The 22,258-nt window shown below is 54.9% G+C and carries 18 protein-coding genes; 6 read left to right on the top strand and 12 right to left on the bottom strand.

All coding sequences use genetic code 11. The annotated features are described in order from the left end of the window. Window positions 1–24: 24 nt before the first annotated feature. Genes KDM89_RS07960 through imuA form a run of 3 tightly spaced genes read right to left on the bottom strand, consistent with a single transcriptional unit; the run spans window position 25 to window position 5,538 of the window. On the bottom strand, window positions 25–3,261 hold the full coding sequence (locus KDM89_RS07960; RefSeq protein ID WP_212687404.1) for an error-prone DNA polymerase: 3,237 nt from the start codon (window positions 3,259–3,261) through the stop codon (window positions 25–27). Further along, entirely contained in the window at window positions 3,258–4,841 is a 1,584-nt protein-coding gene (locus KDM89_RS07955; RefSeq protein ID WP_212687403.1) for a Y-family DNA polymerase, read from the bottom strand. The genes KDM89_RS07960 and KDM89_RS07955 overlap by 4 nt, the downstream gene beginning before the upstream one ends. 10 nt (window positions 4,842–4,851) lie before the next feature. Further along, the gene (gene imuA, locus KDM89_RS07950) at window positions 4,852–5,538 is read right to left on the bottom strand and encodes a translesion DNA synthesis-associated protein ImuA (RefSeq protein WP_212687402.1); all 687 of its coding nucleotides are present in this window, start codon (window positions 5,536–5,538) and stop codon (window positions 4,852–4,854) included. 279 nt (window positions 5,539–5,817) lie between these two features. Here imuA and KDM89_RS07945 point away from each other — a divergent pair, with 279 nt between their 5' ends. Then, window positions 5,818–6,045, top strand: coding sequence for a hypothetical protein (locus KDM89_RS07945; RefSeq protein ID WP_189355114.1), 228 nt, complete (start codon window positions 5,818–5,820; stop codon window positions 6,043–6,045). Between the two features lie 222 nt (window positions 6,046–6,267). On the opposite strand, the gene KDM89_RS07940 is transcribed toward KDM89_RS07945, so the two are convergent. From KDM89_RS07940 to KDM89_RS07930, 3 genes are all read right to left on the bottom strand, one after another. Continuing rightward, window positions 6,268–10,287, bottom strand: a complete 4,020-nt coding sequence (locus KDM89_RS07940) for a Pls/PosA family non-ribosomal peptide synthetase (RefSeq protein WP_212687401.1) — start codon at window positions 10,285–10,287, stop codon at window positions 6,268–6,270. Between the two features lie 439 nt (window positions 10,288–10,726). Continuing rightward, a complete protein-coding gene (locus tag KDM89_RS07935; RefSeq protein WP_230427736.1) occupies window positions 10,727–11,857 on the bottom strand; it encodes a DUF5694 domain-containing protein in 1,131 nt (376 codons plus the stop codon). Window positions 11,858–12,042: 185 nt separating this feature from the next. Further along, the gene (locus KDM89_RS07930; RefSeq protein WP_212687400.1) at window positions 12,043–12,405 is read right to left on the bottom strand and encodes a VOC family protein; all 363 of its coding nucleotides are present in this window, start codon (window positions 12,403–12,405) and stop codon (window positions 12,043–12,045) included. Window positions 12,406–12,495: 90 nt separating this feature from the next. Between KDM89_RS07930 and KDM89_RS07925 the strand changes: the two genes are divergently transcribed. Together KDM89_RS07925 and KDM89_RS07920 are read left to right on the top strand one after the other, a co-directional pair. Then, window positions 12,496–13,308 carry an ATP-grasp domain-containing protein gene (locus KDM89_RS07925; RefSeq protein ID WP_212687399.1) on the top strand — a complete coding sequence of 271 codons (813 nt, stop codon included), beginning with the start codon at window positions 12,496–12,498 and terminating at the stop codon, window positions 13,306–13,308. Between the two features lie 974 nt (window positions 13,309–14,282). Beyond that, window positions 14,283–14,807 carry an arsinothricin resistance N-acetyltransferase ArsN1 family B gene (locus tag KDM89_RS07920; protein WP_212687398.1) on the top strand — a complete coding sequence of 175 codons (525 nt, stop codon included), beginning with the start codon at window positions 14,283–14,285 and terminating at the stop codon, window positions 14,805–14,807. Window positions 14,808–15,010: 203 nt separating this feature from the next. Here KDM89_RS07920 and KDM89_RS07915 read toward each other — a convergent pair whose 3' ends face one another. The 6 genes from KDM89_RS07915 to mltG form a co-directional block, all read right to left on the bottom strand. Continuing rightward, window positions 15,011–15,940, bottom strand: a complete 930-nt coding sequence (locus KDM89_RS07915) for a 23S rRNA (adenine(2030)-N(6))-methyltransferase RlmJ (protein WP_212687397.1) — start codon at window positions 15,938–15,940, stop codon at window positions 15,011–15,013. 78 nt (window positions 15,941–16,018) lie between these two features. Next, complete coding sequence (locus KDM89_RS07910) at window positions 16,019–16,522, bottom strand: GNAT family N-acetyltransferase (protein WP_212687396.1); 504 nt, start codon at window positions 16,520–16,522, stop codon at window positions 16,019–16,021. An 11-nt stretch (window positions 16,523–16,533) separates the two neighbouring features. Next, entirely contained in the window at window positions 16,534–16,911 is a 378-nt protein-coding gene (locus tag KDM89_RS07905; protein ID WP_189355121.1) for a PilZ domain-containing protein, read from the bottom strand. An 11-nt stretch (window positions 16,912–16,922) separates the two neighbouring features. Further along, window positions 16,923–17,960 (bottom strand): DNA polymerase III subunit delta', encoded by a 1,038-nt coding sequence (gene holB / locus KDM89_RS07900; RefSeq protein WP_212687395.1) that lies wholly within the window; start codon window positions 17,958–17,960, stop codon window positions 16,923–16,925. Continuing rightward, on the bottom strand, window positions 17,957–18,592 hold the full coding sequence (tmk, locus tag KDM89_RS07895) for a dTMP kinase (protein ID WP_212687394.1): 636 nt from the start codon (window positions 18,590–18,592) through the stop codon (window positions 17,957–17,959). Before tmk ends, holB begins: the two co-directional genes overlap by 4 nt. A 6-nt stretch (window positions 18,593–18,598) precedes the next feature. After that, window positions 18,599–19,585, bottom strand: a complete 987-nt coding sequence (gene mltG / locus KDM89_RS07890) for an endolytic transglycosylase MltG (protein WP_212687393.1) — start codon at window positions 19,583–19,585, stop codon at window positions 18,599–18,601. A gap of 180 nt (window positions 19,586–19,765) precedes the next feature. Between mltG and ygfZ the strand changes: the two genes are divergently transcribed. From ygfZ to KDM89_RS07875, 3 genes are read left to right on the top strand one after another with little or no spacing between them, the layout of a single operon-like run. Further along, window positions 19,766–20,815 (top strand): CAF17-like 4Fe-4S cluster assembly/insertion protein YgfZ, encoded by a 1,050-nt coding sequence (gene ygfZ / locus KDM89_RS07885; RefSeq protein ID WP_212687392.1) that lies wholly within the window; start codon window positions 19,766–19,768, stop codon window positions 20,813–20,815. Next, window positions 20,812–21,126, top strand: coding sequence for a DUF4936 family protein (locus tag KDM89_RS07880; RefSeq protein WP_230427735.1), 315 nt, complete (start codon window positions 20,812–20,814; stop codon window positions 21,124–21,126). Before ygfZ ends, KDM89_RS07880 begins: the two co-directional genes overlap by 4 nt. Continuing rightward, complete coding sequence (locus KDM89_RS07875; RefSeq protein WP_329604635.1) at window positions 21,113–21,874, top strand: NRDE family protein; 762 nt, start codon at window positions 21,113–21,115, stop codon at window positions 21,872–21,874. Before KDM89_RS07880 ends, KDM89_RS07875 begins: the two co-directional genes overlap by 14 nt. Window positions 21,875–22,258: the final 384 nt, after the last annotated feature.

The raw sequence follows: 22,258 nt of genomic DNA, 5'->3' as shown, positions 1-22,258 counted from the left end.
ATTTGAGGGTATTTTGGCGGGTTTTCAGCAGAAATCGCGGCTGTGGGTGGTCAGGGATTGCAGCCAGTGGCTGAGGTCTTCTAGGCGGCCGGCGATCAGGTGGCGGACGCCGTTCTGGTATTGCCATACGCCGTGCACGGCGAGCAGGCTGGCGTGCAGGGCTTCGCGGCGCTGGCGTTCAAATACGGCGGGCCAGACGATGATGTTGACCGTACCGCTTTCATCTTCCAGTGTCATAAACAACACGCCTTTTGCAGTGCCGGGGCGCTGGCGCACGGTGACCAGTCCGCAGGCTTTGGCGACTTGTCCGTGGCGGTAATCCTGTAATACAGCGGCAGCCTGAAAACCCTGTTCGCGCAGGGCTTTGCGCAGCAGCGCCAGCGGATGGCTGCGCAGGCTGAAGCCTTGTGCGGCGTAGTCTTGCCGGATTTGTTCTGCCAGTCCGGGGGCGCGCAGTTGCAGTGCGGTTTCGGGGACGGGGCTTTGTTGCAGCAAATCTTTGCTGGCGACGGCGGCGCTGGCTTGCCACAGTGCCTGCCGCCGGTGTCCGGCCAGACTGTGCAGGGCATCCGCATGGGCCAGACATTGCAGTTCGTGGCGGTTTAAGCGGGCGCGCTGCGCCAGATCCGGTACATCGGCAAACGGCGCTTGTGCGCGTGCGTGGCTGATGCGGCGGGCGCAATCGGCAGAAAGGCCGCTGATCAGCGATAAACCCAGCCGTACAGCGGGTTGCGAGGAATTGTCCGGATGCGGCGTGCGCAGGCTGCTGTCCCATTCGCTGTCGCTGACATCGGCGGGCAGCACATGCACGCGGTGGCGGCGCGCATCCTGTACCAGTTGCGAGGGGCTGTAAAAACCCATGGGTTGCGAGTTCAGCAGCGCGCATAAAAAAATTGCCGGTTCATGGCATTTTATCCAGCTGCTTAAATACGCCAGAATCGCAAAGCTGGCGGCGTGGCTTTCGGGAAAACCGTAATCGCCGAAGCCTTTCATTTGTTCAAAAATGCGTTCGGCAAAGGCGGCGTCATAACCGTTGTGTACCATGCGGCTGACGATGCGTTCATGAAATCCTTCCAGTCCGCCTTTGCGTTTCCATGCTGCCATGGCGCGGCGCAGCTGATCGGCTTCGCCGGGCGTGAAGTCGGCGGCGGCCATGGCAATCTGCATGACTTGTTCCTGAAAAATCGGTACGCCGAGCGTGCGTTCCAGTGCTTCCTGCATGCCGGGGTTCGGGTAATGTTCGATTTCTTCCAGCCCCTGACGGCGGCGCAGGTAAGGATGCACCATGCCGCCCTGTATCGGGCCGGGGCGCACAATTGCGACCTGCACCACCAGATCGTAAAACGTTTGCGGTTGCAGGCGCGGCAGCATGCTCATCTGGGCGCGCGATTCGATCTGGAACACGCCGATGGTATCGGCGCGGCAAATCATGGCGTAAGTGGCGGGGTCTTCGCGCGGAATGTCCTGCAGTCTGGCGGGTTTGCCGGGGAAGCAGGCCATCATATCGAGGGCGCGACGGATCATGCTGAGCATGCCCAGCGCCAGCACATCGACCTTGAGTAAGCCCAGTGCTTCCAGATCATCTTTGTCCCACTGAATGACGGAGCGTTCCGGCATGGCGGCGTTTTCTACCGGCACCAGCCGCGATAAGCGATCGCGCGCAATCACAAAGCCGCCGGTGTGTTGCGATAAATGGCGCGGAAAGCCCATCAGTTGCCAGGTCAGCGCAATCCAGCGTTGCGCCACCGTACTGTTTGCCTGTAAGCCGCATTCCGCCAGCCGCAGCGCGAAGTCGTCGCGGCTGTCGAACCAGCGTTGTGAGCGGGCGACCTGATCGATCAGATCGGGATCAATCCCCAGCGCCTTGCCGGTTTCACGCAGCGCACCACGGGCGCGGAAAGTGTGTACTGCGGCGGCCAGCGCGGCACGGCGGCGGCCGTATTTACGGTAAATGTACTGAATCACTTCTTCGCGCCGCTGGTGTTCAAAATCCACGTCAATATCGGGCGGTTCGCCGCGCTCGCGCGAGATAAAGCGTTCAAACAGCAGGGTATTCACTTCAGGATTGACTTCGGTCACATGCAGGCAGTAGCACACCACCGAGTTCGCCGCTGAGCCGCGTCCCTGACACAAAATGCCTTGCTCACGCGCAAAACGCACGATGTCGTACACCGTCAGAAAATAGGCTTCATACGAGAGTTCGTGAATCAGCGCCAGTTCGTATTCGATACGGTTCAGCAGACGGGCGCTGATGCCTTGCGGGTAACGCTGATGCGCACCGGCATACACTTCACTGCGCAGATAGGTTTCGGGCGTGAATCCGGCTGGTACCAGTTCATCCGGATATTCATAACGCAGGCTGTCCAGACTGAAATGGCAGCTTTCGGCCAGTGCGACGGTAGCAGCCAGCGCGTCGGCGCTGTAGATGCGGCTCAGACGAAAACGCGAGCGCAAATGCTGTTCAGCATTCGGTTGCAGCAAGTGGCCGCATTCCTGTAATGGCAGATTGTGGCGGATGGCGCTTAAGGTGTCCTGCAAGGGTTTGCGTGAGCGCACATGCATCAGCACGTGACCAACCGCCACCACGCGCAAGCCGTGTTCCTGCGCGATATGCTGTACATGCTGTTGCTGGTAATCGTCTGCTTGTTGCAGCGGTAAATGCAGGCCCATCCAGCCGCGATTGCCGAAAAGGTTTTTCAGCCAGACTGCTTGCTGCGCCAGTTGCGCAGGTTCTGCCGGATAAGCGGGAATCAGAATCACATGGCAGCCGGGCAGGGCGCGTAAATGGCTGAGATCTTCCGGCGGCGCAGAAAAATCCGTGCTGTGCAGGCGGTAACTGCCCTTGCTGCAACGGCTGCGGCCCAGCGTAATCAGTTCGCACAAATGGCCGTAAGCGATGCGGTCTTGCGCAATCACGACCAGCGTCATACCGGCCAGCGCGGGGTCGTCATCGTCCAGCCGGAAATAACTGCCGATCAGCAATTGCGGCGGCGGAAAAGCAGCGTCCGGCGTGCCGTCTTCGCTGCGGCTTTGCGGATTCAGCAAACCACGGTGATATTGCTGGCTGTAACTGCGCAGGGCATCATGCGCCCGTACCACACCGGCTACTGAGCATTCATCGGTGATTGCCAGTGCGCGGTAGCCGAGTTCTGCCGCGCGTTGCACCAGTTCGGCTGCATGCGATGCACCTTCCAGAAAACTGAAATTACTGAGGCAGAACAGTTCTGCGTAATCCGGCAGTAGCGGGCGTTCGCGGCTCATCCGAATACTCCGTGCAAATACCAGCGGCTGATATCGCCTGCATGCAAAGGCCGCTCCCGGAAAATCCAGTACTGCACATAGTTGCTGCCAACGGCGATGAAATAGTCACGCAGACCGGCGTGTTCGCTCCACCAGCCGGTTTCCACCCGTTCTGCGGCAGAGATAATCTGCAAAGGCCCGTGCCACCAGGGTTTTTCATCGCGCAGGCTTAAAGCTTGCGGTTGTGCCAGCAACCACGCGGGGCGGTACAGTGCCGTTGTGTGGTCGCTGATCTGGCGGCGCTGACGGGCAGACACGGGCTGCATCACAGAAACCCACTGATTGGCCCGTTCCGGTAAATGTTCATCCGAATGTGCAGGACGGCATACCTGATCCGCACCGAGGCGCGTAGCCAGCAAAGCTAACAGGCGCTGATGATCTGCCGTCTGCACTCCGGCATCCGGAAACAAATCGCCATTGCCAGCAGGCAGCGCCTGCGTTTGCGGCACTTGCAGATGCAGGGCAATCACGGGATGGCTGAGACTGAGCAGCGCGAGTTTTTCTGTGAGCAGCGGCCAGAAATCTGCCATTTGCCAGCCTGCGGAAGTCAGTTCCAGTGTCAGCACTGCCGGATCAATTGCCTGACGGCCGCGTTCATATGGCAAACGAATGATCAGTGCGCTGGTGGCAAGCTGGCGGCGTTGCAGCCAGCTGCATAAACGGGTTAGTAAGCGTTGCAGATACGGCTGTAACTGGTCGCTGCGTTCCATCCGGTCGGGCAATTCCTGCGTGAATTCGCAGTGTTCCGCTTCCACATGCCAGACCAGCGGCGCTGGCCGTTCGCCGTATAACTGGTCAGATTCCTGTAGCAAAGCCGCACTGGTACGGCGCTGCAAACCGGCGCGCGGCAGGCGGCGTAAGTCCCCGAGCTTGTGACAGGCGATGCCTTCCAGTAGCGATACATACGGCGCAGCCTGCAATAAAGCATGCACCGGTAAGCGGTCTAAACGGGCGGGCAGACGTTGCGGCGATAAGCACAGCGCATTCTGTCTGCCACGACTGGCAGCATGGCGTGCCAGTAAAGCAGCGGCCATGGCCACCGGTGCAATCGCAATACAGGCGCTGACATCCAGCGCTGCCAGCACATGCCGTATGCGCTGGCGTAACAGGCGTATGCCACCGAACAGGCGCAGACTGGCGGTCACATCCATCAGCACGGTGGCTGGAGACATCATGCACACCGAAGGGGTGAACTGCAGCAATACTTCGGCGCACTGTTGCAGTAACTGTTGTTCTCTGGCCGGTTCGCGCTGCTGAAAACGGGCGTCTTCGCACAATAAAGTGATGCCGGCACGGCGCATGCCGCTGCGCACACCTGCTTGTATGGCGGCCGGATTCATCAGCCAGCTCCGCTGCTGTTCCATAATTACGATGGCTTGCGGGCTGTGCAGCCACTCGCTGCGCGGAAAAAAAGCTTCCATCCCCAGCTGCGGCAGGCAGACAGCCACCCACACCGGTCTGCGCACGGTGATGGCTGTCGTGGCTGGCGGGGCGTTGCCGCTGCGTTGTACAGGCGGCGCGGATGCTGTCGCAGACATCATGATCAGGGATTTACTGCAGCAAACGGGAAGCACGCTGCGCTGGCTGCACCACGGCAGGCTGACGGTCGTGCTGCAAATCCGACAGATACGGATGCGCTGGCAGATACAGCGGCAAATGTTCATCCATGGCTTTACCGCGTCGCTTCAGAATACGCACTTGCATGCCGTATGAAGCGGGCAGGGCGGCAATGCGCAACGCGGCTGGCGAAGGCGTTTGCGCCACGCTCATCGGACGGATTAAACACAGCAGGCTTTCGGTCTGCTGTGCCAGTAAATGCAGACGGCGTAACTGATCATTGCGTAACTGATCTGCCCACAACAGCACCGCCGCACTGCTGCGGTGACGCAATATTTGTTCCGTGGCCCACAGGCGGTCTTTCAGCAATGCCGGATTGACCCAGACCAGCCGCTGACGGAAGTTGTCATCATGGCTGAGACCACTGATTTGCGGCACATACGGCGGCGCTACCAGCATCAGCGCACCCTGCGCTAACTGGCGTAAAGCGGGGAGTAGCAGACGGCATTCCAGCGTGCCGGGTTCATCAACCAGTAATTCCATCAACTGCCCCAGCGGCCAGCCCTGACCGGGCAATTCGCGGTTCAGCATACGAAAGCCGGAATCCAGCGTTCGCCCGTGGGCATTACCCAGTTGCGAGGCGCGCCAGAGGGCGGGGTGAATCTGTTCAGGGGAATTCATGATATGCTCGGCATAAATACTGTATGTATGTACAGTATAAAATCAGTTGCCGGTATTTTCAAATACAGTAGTTTCTCAGGGGCTGGCAGGTGGCTTTCCCTCTGAGGCGCTGTCAGCGGACGTCAGAAATATGCGACACTGATAAAAATACTGATTGGATATACAGTAGTTTGTGCTAAAGTACTGTTCATGGACGAACAACACCGGTCACGCAGCAAACGATCTTTTCAAAGGCATGTTCATCCCTGATCTCAATGCATCCTTACTGGAGTTTGAAAAATGGCATACCTCGAACAATCTCTGAATACCCGCTTCAGCCTGCAACTATCTCCTAACGCATTCGTTATGCGTCTGGGCCGCCGCGAATTATTTGTCTGCCGCGATTTCCGTCAGCGTCCGTATGCGGTGAATCCGCTGGTGGATTGCAGCACCGGCGTGCAGCCAGGCCATCTGGAAATTTTGCTGGCGCGTAAATGGCTGGTGATTTTGTCCTGCGCGAAATGGTAATCATGCGCTGATGGTGTTTTCCGGCTGTGCATGCTGGTACCTGGTTATGTTGTTAACCGCGCATGTTTGCCGGACACTGAGGCTGAATCCGAACCTAAAGCTAAGCTGATACTTGCTCATGAATCGCTGAAGGCTTACCGCATAAAAAAACGGCACCGTCTATACAGGTGCCGTTTTTGCATTCACGCGCGCCAGACAAGAACGACTGGCGCGGCGGGTGGCTTACAGTACTTCCGCCGGACAACCATGCCAGCGGGTTTGCGCCGGGATGAATTCACCTTTCATGACCAGTGTCAGCGGCCCCAGTGTCACATTGTCGCCGACCTGCGCGCTGTACAGCACGCAACTGCGCGGCCCCATATACACGCCGGAACCGATTTCCACCTGATCAATTTTCATGATGCGGTCTTCAAACAAATGCGTTTGCGGACAGCATAAAGCATTGATTTCACTGTGATCGCCGATGTGTACGCAGTCAAACTCCGTAATATCGGTGGTATCCATATACACCCCTTTACCGATCCGTGCGCCGAGCAGATTAAACGCCATTGGCAGCCACGGTGTGCCGCGCAGATAACGCATGAAGTTCGGTACGGCAATGCCTTCGTACAGATTGGTAATCGCTTCGGACAGCCACACAAACGGCGTCCACATCGGTACGGCAGACTGACGATAACGCCCGATCAGCAGCCATTTGAGCACCAGCACAAACACAAAGCAGCCAAAACCATATGCCAGACCGGCCAGAATCAGATACACAATCACTTCTGTCCAGCGTTCATCACCCGCCATCGGCATCAGATCCAGCACTACGGTGTAACCCACTGCAGTGACTAAAGCATGCGGAGAAATAATCCGGAACGCTTCTACCAGACCACGTCCGATACGGCGAAATACCGAAGGTGAAAACGTCAGCGATTCCGGAAAGCCTTTGACTTCTTCGCGTGCAGGTAAATGCATCGCCGGAGAGCCCAGCCAGGTATCGCCGGGTTGCATTTTGTCGTTCTCCGGCGCAGCCGTATGCACACCGATCAGCACTTCTTCCGGCAGAATCGTGCCATCCGGAATGTAGGCACCGTTACCGACAAAGCTGCGGCGCGATACGACGGTTGGTTTTACTTCCATCCAGCCGCAATCGATTTGTTCATCACCCAGCAACACCGCATCGGCGATAAAGGTATCTTCGCCCAGCGTCAGCATGTCCGGCACTACGCCCAGCGCTGTCGAAATTTCTGCGCCTTTGCCCACTTTGGCACCGAGCAGACGATACCAGAACGGGGCATACACCGTCGCATATACGCCGTGCAGCACGTGCAGGCTGGATTCCTGAATCTGATTCACCAGCCATTTAGCGCAATAAGTCACGCTGTGTACCGGATACAAGCCACTACGCATACGCGGCAAAAACGCCCAGCGGATAAAGGCAGACAACAAGGCCGTGCCGATAATCAGGACGCCGGTAGCAGGGAAGGCCAGCAGGAAATACTTCAGCAATTGCAGCATCACGACATTGCCATTCAACAGTGTCAGAATATCCAGGCTGTCGAACCAGTCAATCATCACAAATACCGGGAATACCGGCATAAAGAATAAGGCGGCGACCAGCAGCGCACCTGCTGCAAAATACAGTGCCTCCAGCGTGTGACGCAGATTGCTGACCGGAGGACGCGGCGGATACACGCTGCGGTCAAATGCACCGGCATCCCGCGCCGGAGAACCTTTCCAGATTCTGCCGGCAGGCACGGTTTGCCCGTCAGCCAGCGCAGACTGGCCATCCAGATGAGCGAATGCCTCTAAGCGGGTATTGCCTTCCAGAACGGAATACGAACCGACATACGAATCCGCTTCCATGACAATTTCGCCCAGCACCAGCTCGCCGTTTTCCACGCGCGCATTTTCGAAATTACAGGCATTACCAACCGAAGCGCCATCGCCGATGCACAGCAAACCGGGTGCACGAATTGTCATGGAACCGATGCTCACATCACGCCCGATTTTTGCGCCCAGCGCACGCAGCCACCAGCGATACAGTGATGAACCGGACAGCATATACGCCGGTGCAGCTTCAACCAGACGATCTGCCAGCCACCAGCGGAAATACGTCAGTCCCCATAAAGGATAACGACCCGGACGCAGGTTACCGGCAATCAGCCATTTACCGGCCATCGCCACAAAAAACTCTGCGACCGTCAGACCCAGAAACACCAGAACTGACAATGCCATCGCCCGCGCAATCGAATCGCCCGGATCGCCGGTGAAATAGTGATATGCAAAGAACGGAGCCAGCCACTGAATCATGCGAATCGCCACCAGCACCGGCGTTGCCATCGCTTGCGCAGCACCACAGGCCAGACGCTGCCAGACAGGTGCGATACGGCGCGGCTTCACGGTCGCATTCACGCTTGATCGCTGTTGCGTTGCCAGTGCGGCAGCAATCGCACCAACCTGACGGTGCTGATAAATGTCCGCGATTTTTAAACCGGCAAAGCGCACATCCTGACGGACTGCCGATACCAGCTTTGCAGCCAGCAAAGAATGTCCGCCCAGATCACGGAAAAAATCCGCGCTGCGCACAATGGGTTGCCCCGGAAACAGCGCCGCCAGCGCAGGAAATAAAACCTGCTCCGCATCATTTTCAGCGACGTCAGATTCGCCGGATGCAGCCTGTGCTGCCAGCAGCAAGGCTTTCAGGGTGTTGCGGTCAATTTTGCCGGACGTTAAACGCGGAACTTCTTCCATCCACTCAAAACGTGAAGGCACCATGTAAGGTGGCAAACGCTGGGCCAGATGCTGACGCAGTTGCGCAGCCAGTTCTGCATTATTCAGCAGCAGGGTCGCTGCATCCGCATTGATATCACGCGCTAAAAATGCCACGATCTGATCGATGCCGCCATCTTTGCGCAACACCACGGCCACCGTACCGACACCGGCTTCGGCAGCGAGTAAGCTTTCGATTTCACCGAGCTCTACGCGAAAACCACGGATTTTGACCTGATCATCGGCACGGCCCAGACATTGCACGGAACCATCTTCCTGAATCACTGCCAGATCACCAGTGCGGTATAAACGTGCTTCCTGCGCAGAACGCGCCCATGGATTCGGCAGGAATTTTTGTTCCGTCAGATCAGGACGGCCGAGATAACCCACCGCCACACCGGGGCCGGAAATACACAGTTCGCCGGTTTCACCCGGTTTCAGCAAACGCAGTTCACCTTCGGTTGCTACCACCATCAGCACATAATTCGGCAATGCTGAACCAATCGTGACTGGCTTTCCCGCTTCCAGCGCAGCAAGGCTGGCGGAAACGCTGGCTTCGGTCGGGCCATAGGTATTGAACATCTGGCGGCCAGCGCAAGACCAGCGACTGACCAGACTCTCCGGACACATTTCACCGCCCAGATTAATCAGACGCAGCCACGGAATATCGCGGGTGAACAAAGCCAGCAAGGTTGGCACTGCATGTAACACTGTGATTTTTTCTGCGTCCAGCGCAGCGGGCAGGGCGTCCGGATCGGCGGTAATCTCGCGCGGCGCAATCCACAACGTCGCGCCGACCAGATACGAAATCCAGATTTCTTCAAAAGACATATCAAAGGCTACAGAAAAGCCCTGATACACCTTGTCATCACTGCGTATGCCCAGCACCGCATTTTCACTGCGCAGGAAATGGCAAATCGACGCCTGACTGACCAGAATGCCTTTCGGCTTGCCGGTAGAGCCGGAGGTATAAATCACATAAGCCGGATCGCTACCCTCTACGACAGGGCGGGTGAGCGATTCCGTGGTTTGCGCCAGCGCTTCCACTGTCCAGACCGTTTGCTGTATCGGCGCGGTTTGCGCCGCAAAGCTCGCAGAACTCAGCAAGCCGCAGGCATTCGCATCATCCAGACACACCTGTACCCGTTCTGCAGGTACATCAGCATCCATCGGCAGCCATGCCGCACCGGTTTTGGCGATGGCAGCCTGCGCCACCAGTAAGTCAATTCCGCGTGGCATCCATAAACCGACGATTTTGCCGGGGCCTGCACCGGCGGCCAGCAAACCGGCGGCAATGACCGCGGCTTGTGCATTCAGCTGAGCATAGGTCAGCGAACGTGTGCCATCGATCAGCGCGGTTTTATCCGGGCTGCGGGCGGCGGTAGCTTCGAGTAAATCAGCGAGACATTCCTGCTGTAAGAAATCCGGACGATCTGGTCCGTACAAAATAGCGTGTTCAGAGGGCGACAAACTGCTCAGAGACATAAAAAATTTTGCCTGGATTGGAATTATTATAAAAACATCAGCAAAAGATCCGGTGCACAGCACCGAGACAAACATTTCGCCACAACGGCCTGAGTTTATCATTGTCAAACAGCAAAAATCGCAACAGCTTGTACAGGAATGTAAAAAAAACGAACCCAATCCTGATTGCAACAAAATCCGGTTTGCAGGGCTGACAAAAAACCTCATGCAAGCTGTAAAAAATGCAGGAATTTGCTGAAATTTTCAGCAAATATCAGCAGCTATATCCAGTCACATCACATCCGGCCGCATCCAATTACATCCGCTTGGATTAAAAACCAAACCGGCTGCGACATGGCATCAGACCATGTGGCAGCCGGTGATGTTGAAATCTGTAAGCTATCGTTGTCGCGCTCAACGCCGCGACTGACGGCAGAATACGGATGAAACTCAGTGTGGCTTACGGCGCCTTACCAGCATCAGCTCCGGCGTTTGCCTTCAGCACCGCATTCCCGAAATGCACCTTCACATCATGCATCATGTGCAGATAGGCTTCGTAATACGGCTTGTGCGATGCGCCGACAATCGCCAGCGTGCGCTTGCCCGGTGTGATGCCCATCACATCGCGGATATTCGACACCATGCGCAGATTGCGGGTTTCCCAGTAACCCAGATACATGCGGCCATAATGTTTTGCGGAGGGCTCATTCATCGTCGCACCGAAATCGCCCTTAAAAATCAGATCCGCAGCGGATGGCTCGTTATACGCCAGATACAAATCCAGCACGCCTTCGCTGCTATCCAGTTTCGCGTACAGCGCCTTATCCAGCTCACGGCGTCTGGCGCTGGCCGGATTATTCCATGCACCCTGAATCGCTTCACCGGCTGCTTTTTCTTCCGCCGCATCAAACTCCAGATCGGCTGTGTGATCATCCACCGCATAGACGCGCTGCAAACCCATTTTCACCGCCAGCGGTACGGCAATCTGATAACTCTCATCACGGCGCTGGGTCATCCGGTTCAGCATATCCACCAGTTTCTGATTCAGCATCCCGTCTTCTTTTCGTTCCGCTTCCGGCAAATGCAGCCACTGCACCAGCGCCGAAGCCGGTTCACCGGCGGCTAACATCACGGCAGCCAGTTGCCGGCGCTGCGTTGCAGGCGGTTGTGCAGGCAATGCAGCCAGCAGACTTTCCATTTCTGCCGTTGCCGCAGGCACATCGCGTCCGGTAGCGGCTTTGGCGATTTCTGTGGACGGGCAGAAGCGATTTACCGTATCGGCGTAGCGGGCAGGGTAGTGGCGCATGTAATCGCACTGCGCTCCGGACAAGGCTTCAATCGCAATCACCTGCGGCTTCCACGCCGCCAGTTTATCCAGCACCAGATTCAGCGACTTGTTCTGAAATGTCGCAGGCAAACCGGATAAATGGGCGGTTCCCAGTACAAACACCTCAGTCGCCGGCCCTTGCGCAGGTCCTTTCAAACCACTGGGATCAAACTGACCCGCCGGAAAATTCCCCGCAGCCATCGCACTGAAAGACAAACTACCCGCAACTACCAGACCAGCAACCGCCATCACACTTTTTTTCATCGCATCCCCGCTGTGTTTTATTGAATTGATTTTTTCAGACCGCAGCGAACAAAACCCGCCCGCCGCCAACAGCTGCGCAGTCTACGCAGATGAGCAACAGCAAAAAAGACGGATAGTGATGAACAGCAGATTTGCGGGGTTAGACGGGTGAGGGCGGGGATGAGTGGCGGCAGTTTTTATCGGGATCAATCCAGCGATTGTCCGAACATCATGCGATGCCCGTCCGGCGTGCAAATACCGAATTCGCGCATTCCCCAAGGCTCATCGGTAATCGACTTGATCAGGCTGACTGCGCGCGCTGCAAATTCCTGAAATAAAGCCTGCGCATCATCCACGACGAAATAAGCGACATAGGAATGATCACCAATCGCCGATGCAGGCGGTGTACCCGGACATTCGCCGAGCATCACAGAAAATGCACCCCTCGACAGAAAACACCAGCCGGAGCTGTCAAATTCGATCTCCAGCCCGAGTACATCATGATAATAGGCAACAGATGCAGACAGATTTTGAACAGCCAGAACGATGCGGGTTTCGGTGATTTTCATAGTTTTTGACTTTCGAACACGTTAAAAGCAACTGAACTGATAATCCGAGATTGCGTTTAAGCTAAGATGAAAAAATACTACCGCAATATAATGGCATTCTTTCAACCCAGTGAGTCGCAAAAAATGCATCTGCTTTATCCATCTGATCCGTTCAGCAAAAACACGGTTGATGAAAACTACGCAGACGAATATGCCGCAGCTTGTGAGCGCGGAATTTCTTGTGCATTGTTTTCATTTGAGGATTTTGAAGCAGGTATTTTTCGTACACGTCCGGCACTGACTTCCGATGCAAAGATCGTCTATCGTGGCTGGATGATGCAGCCTGAAACATATCAGAAGCTGGAAACAGCAGTGCAATCGTCTGGCGCACTGTTAATGACAAATGCTGCTCAGTACCGGCAATGCCATTATTTACCAGAATGGTATGCAATATGTGCTCAATGGACGCCGGAAACCATTTTTGCAATGAGAGACGATGACTTCACAGCGCTGGTGCGGGACAAAGAATGGAAAGCATATTTCGTCAAAGATTTCGTAAAATCACTGACGACAAAACGCGGTTCTGTGGCAAACGTCCCAAGCGAAATTGATGAGATCGTTTGCTTGATCGAACAATATCGCGGGTCAATCGAAGGCGGAATTTGCATCCGCCAGTTCGAAGACTTACTACCGGAAACCGAAGAGCGATATTTTGTTTTTCAGGGAACGGCATACGCACGCGATGGCATCGTTCCTGCAATGGTTCAAGACATTGGCGAAGCAATAGAGAGTCCGTTTTTTTCTGTCGATGTCGTTACGGCGCAATCCGGCGAGCTTCGGTTGATCGAACTGGGAGATGGGCAGGTGTCCGATATAAAAAAATGGAAACCATGGGAATTCGTCCGGATATTTGTCAGCGAGTAAGCAAAAAAGGCTCCAAATCTCCTTAAAAGCTGGCTACTTTAATGGTGCCAGCTTTAAGTTAATAGACCGTATAATTTATGTTATGTCAAATATAGAATGGATTCGCCAATCCCCGTACCATTCTTTCACCTTCTCCAAATTTCCCAAAAAATCGCCATTATTTGACATAAAGTAGGTTAAATAGTCTCAAAATAACGATTATGAGCAATAAAACTTACTTTATGTTAAATAAAATAGGTATTTTATGCGTGTTTTTGATCATTTTTGGTGAATTATTGCGCTGAAATTCAGGTCTGAGCATGCTCGCTGCGGGTTTACGAATGATTTTTGCAGCGTTCGCTGCAAAGTTTTCGGGTTTCGGAAATATTGAGTTTCTGAGCTTTCGGGTTGCCTCCAGCAACAGTGCTTTTCAAAACTTGCCTGTCATCAGGTAAAAACATCCGCCAAATGCATTTGCCGTTTGCCTTTCGGATCTTGTGTCGCTGGCGATATTTCCTGTCGTTCCGGCGCTTTCTCTGTGCAGCTATCCGCATCCACGTTTTCCGGAGGCCCGGACTTTCTGCCGACGACAGCCGGATCGCTGTGCTGTAGTCCGCATTCGGGCTGTTTTTGGGCCTATTTTGGGATTTGCGGACGGTTTTCCGGCGTTCTGAAAAATCTGACCGGAAAAATCTTACTTTGCTTACTTGCCAGTGTTGGCGCACTCTGTGACGCTGGCTGGCTGCTGTGGTCTTGGGTTTGGTCACAGACGGCAGGAATCTTGCTTACAGGAACCATTGCTGCCGCAGCCTGTCCGAATACGGGCGTGTCGTTCGTTCGAATGAAGGATGGCGCGGCGGTTTACGTTTAAAGAAGACTTGTATCTGCTGATGCGTCAGCATGGTCTTTAGTCAGCGACAACGACAGTAATAGCAACATAAAAATACAACAATCATCAACGCTTCCGGAAAACACAAGGAAATACAGGGAAATCTATGGAAACACACGCTTCCGCATTGCAGATTCGCGCTGTCAGCACCGCTGATGCCGCCGCCATTGCCGCTATTTATAACCATTACGTGCTGAATACCACGATCAGTTTTGAAGAACAGGCTGTCACCGAATCGCAAATGGCGGGTCGTATCAGTGCTTGTCTGGAAGCGGGTTTTCCGTGGCTGGTGGCGGAGACTGAAGATGGTATTGCCGGTTATGCGTATGCCACCAAATGGCGCGAGCGCCCTGCTTACCGGCATTCGGTGGAAACATCGGTGTATCTGGATCCGGCAAAAACAGGTCGCGGTGCTGGTCGTCAGTTGTACACCGCCCTGCTCCGTCAGTTACGCGACAGTGGCCGCCGTACCGTGATCGCCGGTATCGCCCAGCCGAATCCCGCTAGTGTCGGATTGCACGAAGCACTGGGTTTTGTACCGGCTGCGATGTTTAAGGAAGTCGGTTTCAAACAGAATCAATGGCTGGATGTCGGTTACTGGCAATTGCCGCTGCACGCTTTTCAGGCGTGAATGTGCACTGAGATTGTGCAGCTATCCGCATTCATCATTTGCGGACAGCCAGACTTTCTGCCGACGACCGCCGGATCGCTGTGCTGAATACCGCATTTGAGCCAAAAAATGAGGTTTCTGGGCATTTTCAGGCAGTAAAAAAGGACAGCCTCCTCGCGGAGCTGTCCTTTTTGTTTCCAGCGTATTGCTTCGCCGGACTGCAATCAGCGGCGGGAGCCGGCTGGAGCTGCAGGTTTTGGCGGCGTGCCGGAACCGCTTTCCAGCGTGAAGCGCGCACCGCCATCCTGATCCAGCGCAGCGGTCAGATAAGGCATGACTTCGCGCAGGGTGTTTTCCAGTGTCCACGGCGGGTTCAGGATAAACATGCCGCTGCTGTGGAAGCCGCCGACGCCATCCGGTGTCGGGGTTTTGACGGTCAGTGTCACATGCAGCCAGTCTTTGCAGGCGATGCGTTTCAGTTTGTCAGGGAACTGGCGTGACTCCAGACGTTGCAGCACCGGATACCAGACCGCATACACGCCACCCGGGAAGCGTTTGATGGCTTCATCCAGCGTGACTTTGACTTTGCGGTAATCATCTTTGACTTCATACGGTGGATCGATCAGCACGAATGCGCGGCGTGACGGTGGCGGCAGCAGCGATTTCAGGCTGTCAAAACCGTCGGTATCGCCGATGATGACACGCTTACCGCGTACACCGCGACGCAAACCGGCGGCGCGGTTTTGCTCTTCCAGCGCGCCGCAGTTCTGTACCAGCACTTTGACTTCGTTCGGATGCATTTCAAACAAACGCAGGCGGTCTTCATCACGCGAGAGTTTTTCTGCGCAGAATGGTGAACCCGGATAATGCAGCAGTTTGCCTTCCGGATTGAAGCTGCGGATCATGTCCACATAGTCTGCCAGCGGCGCTGGCAAATCATCTTTATTCCATAATCTGGCGATACCGGTTTCGTATTCCGCTGTTTTGGCAGCGTAACCGGTGTTGAGCTGATACACACCGGCGCCGGCATGGGTATCCACATAGGTGTATGGCGTTTCTTTCTGATTCAGATACGCCATGATCTGCGCCATCACAAAATGCTTGAGCACATCGGCATGATTGCCGGCATGAAAACCGTGACGATAACTGAACATAACAAAACTCCTTAAAAACAAAAGGCAACCTGCAATGCAGATTGCCGTCAACATCAGCCAGTGCTGTGCGCTGAAAGATCAGTCGCTCAGACGTTTCCCCAGAATCAGCAAATCGCGCTCAACGCCATCCAGATTAGCAACCCGTGGCATGTTTGCCCAGGTATCAAAACCAAAACGACGGAACAGCGCCAGACTCGGGGCATTGTGGCCGAAAATAAATCCCAGCAAGGTATGCACGCCTACTTTGGGTGCATGGGCAATCGCCAGTTCCAGAAACTGCCGGCCCAGACCCTGGCCGCGTGCATTTTCATGGATGTAAATCGACAATTCTGCCGTGCCGGAATACGCCGGACGACCATAAAAGTCAGAAAACGATAACCAACCCGTGATTGTATCATCGTCTGCAAGGCTCACCCACAGCGGACGCTTGTCCGGTGTGTGATCTGCAAACCATTTTTCGCGGGAAGCCACGCTGACTGGTTCCGTATCGGCAGTCACCATGCGCGAAGCAATGGTGGAATTGTAAATGGCGACGATTGCCGGTAAATCGTCAGCAGTCGCCAGACGGGTACGCAGAGTCATGTCGGCAGCCCTTAAATCGTGTGGGTTGCGCGGCTGGAGCGAATCGCTGCACCGAGCGCTTCTTCAATACGAATCCGTACCCGCTTACCGGTTTCATCGCCGGGAAAATGCACACCGATGCCCTGTGTTTTATTGTTGCCAGCGCCCTGCGGCGTGATCCAGACCACTTTGCCCGCTACCGGATATTTCTGCGGATCGTCGAGCAAGGTCAGAATCAGATAAATTTCTTCGCCTAAGCGATAGGTTTTATTGGTTGGCACAAAAATGCCGCCGTTTTCCAGAAACGGCATGTACGCTGCAAACAGTGCAGCTTTTTCACGAATACCCAGCGACAGCACCGAAGGACGGTGCTGCGAACCGGAACCACTGTCATTGCTGATATCAGACATACGTCAATTTCTCAGGATGAAAATGCAGAGGCGTATTCCAGGAATACATCCTCCAGAAAAAGTTTAGGCGACAAAGGATGGCTGGCGATGGCCTGACGTTCACCCAGTGATTTGGATAAACGCATCAGATCATGTAAGTTGCAACGGCTTGCCAGCGAACGGATTTCTTTATCGTAACGCGGATAATACCGGATTATGCCCGTTTGCTTCACGGAAAACACGTCGTACACCCAGCGTTGCAGCCACGAAACGACAAGCGGCAAATCGGTTTTCTGCATTTTGTCCGCGAGTTTTAAGCTCAGATCTGCCGATGGTTGCGCCAGCATACCGAGCATGGTTTCCAGCTCGGCTTTTTGTTCGGAAGCCGCAATTTCCATCGCTGCCAGTGGCGCCCCGCCCTGCAAAGCCAGCCAGTTTGCGGCATCGGCCACACCCTGCTGCTGCAGCCATGTCAGCGCCGCTTCACGGGTTGGCATACCAAGTGCTAACTGATGGCAGCGCGATACGATGGTTGGCAGCAGTTTATCCAGACTGTCCGACACCAGAATAAACACCGTGTTCGGGTGCGGTTCTTCCAGTGATTTCAGCAAGGCATTCGCTGCCGGAATATTCATCGCTTCCGCCGGATACAGCACGATCACGCGCTTACCGTTACGGTGCGTGGAAATATTCATCATTTCGGCCAGTGCGCGAATCTGATGAATCACGATTTCTTTCGATGGCGCTTTGCTGCGACTGGATTTCGCGCTGCTGGCTTCTGCGTCTGCATCACCACTGCCCTCGTCTTCCTCCAGCACTTCCGGACGAATCCGGCGGTAATCCGGATGGCTGTATTGTTCAAACCAGCCGCAGGAACCGCAATGTCCGCAAGCCTGCCCTGCCGCATCCGGCGTTTCGCACAGCAAAGCTTTTGCCATGCGCTCCGCAAAATGACGCTTACCGGTGCCTGCTGGCCCGTGCAGCAAAAACGCATGCGGCAAACGGCTTTGCAGGCCGGTGAAATAGCGCCATGCATCCTGCTGCCACTGATAAACCTGCAATGTGCTCATAGGCTGCTTTGCGTAAAGAGCGTTGTCAGAATCTGATCAATCTGCGCCTGAATCGCGGCGATGCTTTGCGATGAGTCAATAATACGGAAACGTTGCGGAAATTCGGCGGCGCGGCGCAGATATTCTTTGCGGGTGTCAGCAAAAAAGTCCGCTTTTTCCTGCTCGAATTTATCCAGTTCGCGAGTGGCATCCAGACGCGCACGCGCCACTTCCAGCGGCACATCAAACAGCAGGGTCAGATCCGGTTGCAGATGCGGATGCACCCATTGTTCCAGCGCATTCAGTTTATCCAGCGACAAATGACGACCGCCGCCCTGATACGCGAAACTGGCATCGGAAAAACGATCGGAAATCACCCAGTCGCCGCGTGCCAGCGCCGGTTCTATCACTTGCACCAGATGTTCTTTGCGCACCGCAAACATCAGCAAGGCTTCGGTTTCCAGATGCATTTTCTGGTTCAGCAGAATCTCGCGTAACTGCTCGCCCAGCGGTGTGCCGCCCGGTTCACGCGATACCACGACTTCACGTCCGCTGGCAGCCAGATGTTCGGCAACGCGGGCTTTAACGTAGGCCAGATGGGTGGATTTACCGGCACCGTCGATGCCTTCAAAAGTAATGAATTTTCCTGTCATGGCTTCTCAGCGCTGGTATTTGTTCACAGCGCGGTTGTGATCGGTAAGATTGGTTGAAAACTGACTGCTGCCGTCGCCGCGTGCCACAAAATACAGCACATCGCTGCTGGCCGGATGCAGGGCTGCTGTCAGCGATTCCAGACCCGGTAAGGCAATCGGTCCCGGTGGCAAACCACCACGGGTATAGGTGTTATACGGTGTATCGGTCAGCAAATCTTTTTTGTAAATTTTGCCGTTATATTTGTCACCCAGACCGTAAATCACAGTCGGATCGGTCTGCAGCAGCATACCGGAGCGCAGGCGGTTCACAAACACAGCGGCAATCAAAGGACGCTCGGAGCGTTTGCCGGTTTCTTTTTCGATAATCGACGCCATGATCAGCGCCTCATAGGCATTTTTATACGGCAGATTGGCAGAGCGGCTGTCCCAAGCATCATTCAGCTTTTTCAGTAAAGCCTGATGTGCCTGTTTGTAAATATCGAGATCGCTGCTGCCACGCGCAAAGCGATAGGTGTCCGGATAAAACAAACCTTCGCCACGGCTGTAATCTGGGCTGATTTCCTTCATCAGCTTATCTTCATTCCAGTCTGCCGTATCGTGTTTGATGTAAGGATGTGCGTTGACTGCTTTACGCATTTGCGCAAACGTCCAGCCTTCAATCACCGGCAGGCTGACATAGGCAAAATCACCGTCCACCAGTTTAGCCATCAGTTGCAGCGGCGTTTTTCCGGCTTCCAGTTCATACGCACCGGCTTTCAGACGCGCACCGGTTCCGCTGACTCTGACCAGCATTTCAAACCACAGCGCCGGTACCGGCACACCGGCTTGTTCGATCTGACGCGACACAGCGCGTACCGAGCTGCCCGCTTTAATTTCAAACGGCACGGGTTTGCCTTCGGTAAACACCGGTTGTTGCGACCAGTGCCAACCATAGCCAACAGCGCCGCCAGCGACAATCAGCGTTACCAGAATCAGAAATTTCAAAAGTTTCATGCTGCGTTATCAGGTCTGCAAACAACAAGGCGCGTAGTGTAGCAGACCGCATGGGGGTTCAGAACGGGATGCCTGTCTGTGCAACAAGTTTTTGCGCCGGACTTGAATTCCGCCGCCCTGAGCAAAAGATAAGGGATTCAGGTATAGTGAATTGGTTTAGTTGATTTCGCAGGAAGACGCATGAACTGGCAGGATATTTCCGCAATAACAGCATTAGATTTCACCTCGGGCCGCATCACCCATCTGGCACCGCAATCGGCGCAGGCAGACTGGGCACAGGGTTTCTTTACCACTCTCGGCGATATGGCAGTTTTCAGCGCAAGCTGTGACGATGCCGCAAGCTTTTTACATGGTCAGCTGAGTAACGACGTCGAACGTTTGCCGCAAGGTCCTGTGCGCCGCGCCGCTTACTGCACGGCGAAAGGCCGCATGATTACCAGTTTCAGTTACTGGAAAAACAGCGACACCATTTATCTGCAATGCGATGCAAACCAGCAGCCAGCTGTGCAAAAACGCTTGCAAATGTTTGTGCTGCGCTCAAAAGTCAAACTGGCATCGCTGGCAGAAAGCCTGATACCGCTGGGTTTAGGCGGTGAAAAAGCAGAAGCTTTACTGACCACGTATTTTGCGACTTTGCCAGCCATTGGCGAGCATGTGCATGATGCAGCCAACGGCATGTTGCTGCGCCATGAAGATGCCGGTGCAGTGGCACGTTATCAGTGGCTGGTGCCAGCGGAACAATTTGCCGCTGTCTGGCAGACGCTAAAAAACGCATTGGTGCTGAGTAATTCATCCGACTGGTATCTGGGCGATATTCTGTCCGGCGTATCGCGCGTGGTGGCAGCAACGCAGGAATTGTTTGTGCCGCAAATGATTAACTTTGAACTGACTGGTGGTGTGAACTTCCGCAAAGGTTGCTATCCGGGTCAGGAAATCGTCGCGCGCAGCCAGTATCTGGGTAAGCTCAAACGCCGCAGTTTCCTCGCCAGCGTTGCCGCTACCGGTCTGCAGGCAGGTCAGGAATTATTCAATCCGGCCAGTCCGGAACAGCCTTGCGGTCACGTCGTCAATGTCGAATTGCTGAATGCCGGTGAAAGTCTGTTGCTGGCAGAAATGACCATGGCTGATGCAGAACAAGGCGATATTCGTGTGGGTACCGCTGATGGCCCTGCCCTGCAATTCCGCGAACTGCCTTACGTGATTCACGACATCACCCGCACGCCCGAATGACATCCGGTCAGCATCAGCCGGTTTCGCCGGACAGCATGGATTGCTACGTTTATTTCAAAACGCCGCAAGCACAAGCCGCGCAGGTTCTGCAGGAACAGGCGCTGTGGCAACAGGCAATCGCGGCGCAACTCGGCTGTCAGGGCAAGCTGCAACGCCGTCCGGAAATCCGTGACGGTTTGCAGACCTGGATGGAAGTCTATCGCGATGTACCGCCGGACTTCCCTGCCCGCCTGAGCGCCCTGCTGGCCAGCCAGTCGTTACCTTTACTGAACAGCGTTCCTCGTCATCAGGAACTTTTTGTGGATTGCTGATATGTGTCTGATTGTTCTGGCCTGGCGCCTGGTTCCGGGCATGCCATTACTGGTGGCAGCAAACCGCGACGAGTTCTACGAACGTCCTGCGCAGGCAGCGCACTGGTGGCCGGACGCACCGCAGATTCTGGCGGGTCGCGATTTACGTTCCGGCGGGACATGGATGGGCTTGCAGGCGGATCCGCAGCAGAATACCCCTGCCCGTAAATTTGCCGCTGTGACCAATGTACGCGCCCCGTCCGAGTTCCGCGCCGATGCGCACAGTCGCGGGGATCTGGTCAGCGAATTTTTGCGCAATGACCTGTCGGCCGAAGCCTATCTGCAAAGCCTGAAAAACAAAGACGATGTGTACAACGGCTTTAATCTGTTGTTGTACGACGGACAGGATCTGATCTGGCATTCCAACCGCTATCAGGATGATGCGCGCAACGGCAAGCCGCTGGCGCCGGGCATTTACGGCGTTTCCAATGCTGCGCTGGATTCGTGCTGGCATAAAGTAGTGCGTACCAAAGCAGAATTTTGCAGCCTGCTGTGTCAGCTGGCGCCGGAAGATGCGTTTTTTGAAATGCTGGGCAATACCAATCCCGCGCCGGATTGCCGTTTGCCGGATACCGGCATTCCCTTCGACCGCGAACGCTTGTTATCTTCGCCCTGCATCGTTTCAGAAGATTACGGCACGCGGGTTTCCTCGCTGGTACGCATTTTTGACGACCGTGCGCCGCAACTGATTGAAAAAGTGTTGCGCTGACATTTACGCGCTGCAAATCAGGCGGCATCGACCCCACGATCACCGAGGACAGTTCCCATAAAGGCGACTGTCCTTTTTGTTTGTATGACGGATGAACCTGAGCGGAAATCGTTTCAGCCCGCCAGCAAGCCTGTAAAATACCTGTTTTTGCCCCAAATGCGGACTTCAGCACAGCAATCCGGCGGTCGTCGGCAGAAAGTCTGGCTATCCGCAAAAGGCAAATGCGGAAATTAGCATAAAGTGACGGCGCTAGACGTTGCGTTACCAGAATGGCGAGTTGCGCAGGCTTACGCAACAACGCCGGAACGAATAAGACCTGCAATCCGGCAAGCATAATGGGTGACATTAGCCCGTAGGCGCATTGCAATACGCCTTACATGTGAT

This window comes from Cognatundibacterium luofuense (assembly GCF_018139685.1).
GTDB lineage: Bacteria > Pseudomonadota > Gammaproteobacteria > Burkholderiales > Burkholderiaceae_D > Undibacterium > Undibacterium luofuense.
This window is presented reverse-complemented; position numbering and strand designations above follow the sequence as displayed.

Bases quoted from the DNA above. Each gene is read 5' to 3' on its own strand.
- mltG (WP_212687393.1), bottom strand. From the start codon at position 19,585: ATGAAACTTTTGAAATTTCTGATTCTGGTAACGCTGATTGTCGCTGGC.
- KDM89_RS07920 (WP_212687398.1), top strand. From the start codon at position 14,283: ATGGAAACACACGCTTCCGCATTGCAGATTCGCGCTGTCAGCACCGCT.
- tmk (WP_212687394.1), bottom strand. From the start codon at position 18,592: ATGACAGGAAAATTCATTACTTTTGAAGGCATCGACGGTGCCGGTAAA.
- KDM89_RS07880 (WP_230427735.1), top strand. From the start codon at position 20,812: ATGACATCCGGTCAGCATCAGCCGGTTTCGCCGGACAGCATGGATTGC.
- KDM89_RS07940 (WP_212687401.1), bottom strand. From the start codon at position 10,287: ATGTCTCTGAGCAGTTTGTCGCCCTCTGAACACGCTATTTTGTACGGA.
- imuA (WP_212687402.1), bottom strand. From the start codon at position 5,538: ATGAATTCCCCTGAACAGATTCACCCCGCCCTCTGGCGCGCCTCGCAA.
- KDM89_RS07960 (WP_212687404.1), bottom strand. From the start codon at position 3,261: ATGAGCCGCGAACGCCCGCTACTGCCGGATTACGCAGAACTGTTCTGC.
- KDM89_RS07935 (WP_230427736.1), bottom strand. From the start codon at position 11,857: ATGAAAAAAAGTGTGATGGCGGTTGCTGGTCTGGTAGTTGCGGGTAGT.
- KDM89_RS07925 (WP_212687399.1), top strand. From the start codon at position 12,496: ATGGCATTCTTTCAACCCAGTGAGTCGCAAAAAATGCATCTGCTTTAT.
- ygfZ (WP_212687392.1), top strand. From the start codon at position 19,766: ATGAACTGGCAGGATATTTCCGCAATAACAGCATTAGATTTCACCTCG.
- KDM89_RS07945 (WP_189355114.1), top strand. From the start codon at position 5,818: ATGGCATACCTCGAACAATCTCTGAATACCCGCTTCAGCCTGCAACTA.
- KDM89_RS07915 (WP_212687397.1), bottom strand. From the start codon at position 15,940: ATGTTCAGTTATCGTCACGGTTTTCATGCCGGCAATCATGCCGATGTG.
- KDM89_RS07905 (WP_189355121.1), bottom strand. From the start codon at position 16,911: ATGTCTGATATCAGCAATGACAGTGGTTCCGGTTCGCAGCACCGTCCT.
- holB (WP_212687395.1), bottom strand. From the start codon at position 17,960: ATGAGCACATTGCAGGTTTATCAGTGGCAGCAGGATGCATGGCGCTAT.
- KDM89_RS07910 (WP_212687396.1), bottom strand. From the start codon at position 16,522: ATGACTCTGCGTACCCGTCTGGCGACTGCTGACGATTTACCGGCAATC.
- KDM89_RS07955 (WP_212687403.1), bottom strand. From the start codon at position 4,841: ATGATGTCTGCGACAGCATCCGCGCCGCCTGTACAACGCAGCGGCAAC.
- KDM89_RS07930 (WP_212687400.1), bottom strand. From the start codon at position 12,405: ATGAAAATCACCGAAACCCGCATCGTTCTGGCTGTTCAAAATCTGTCT.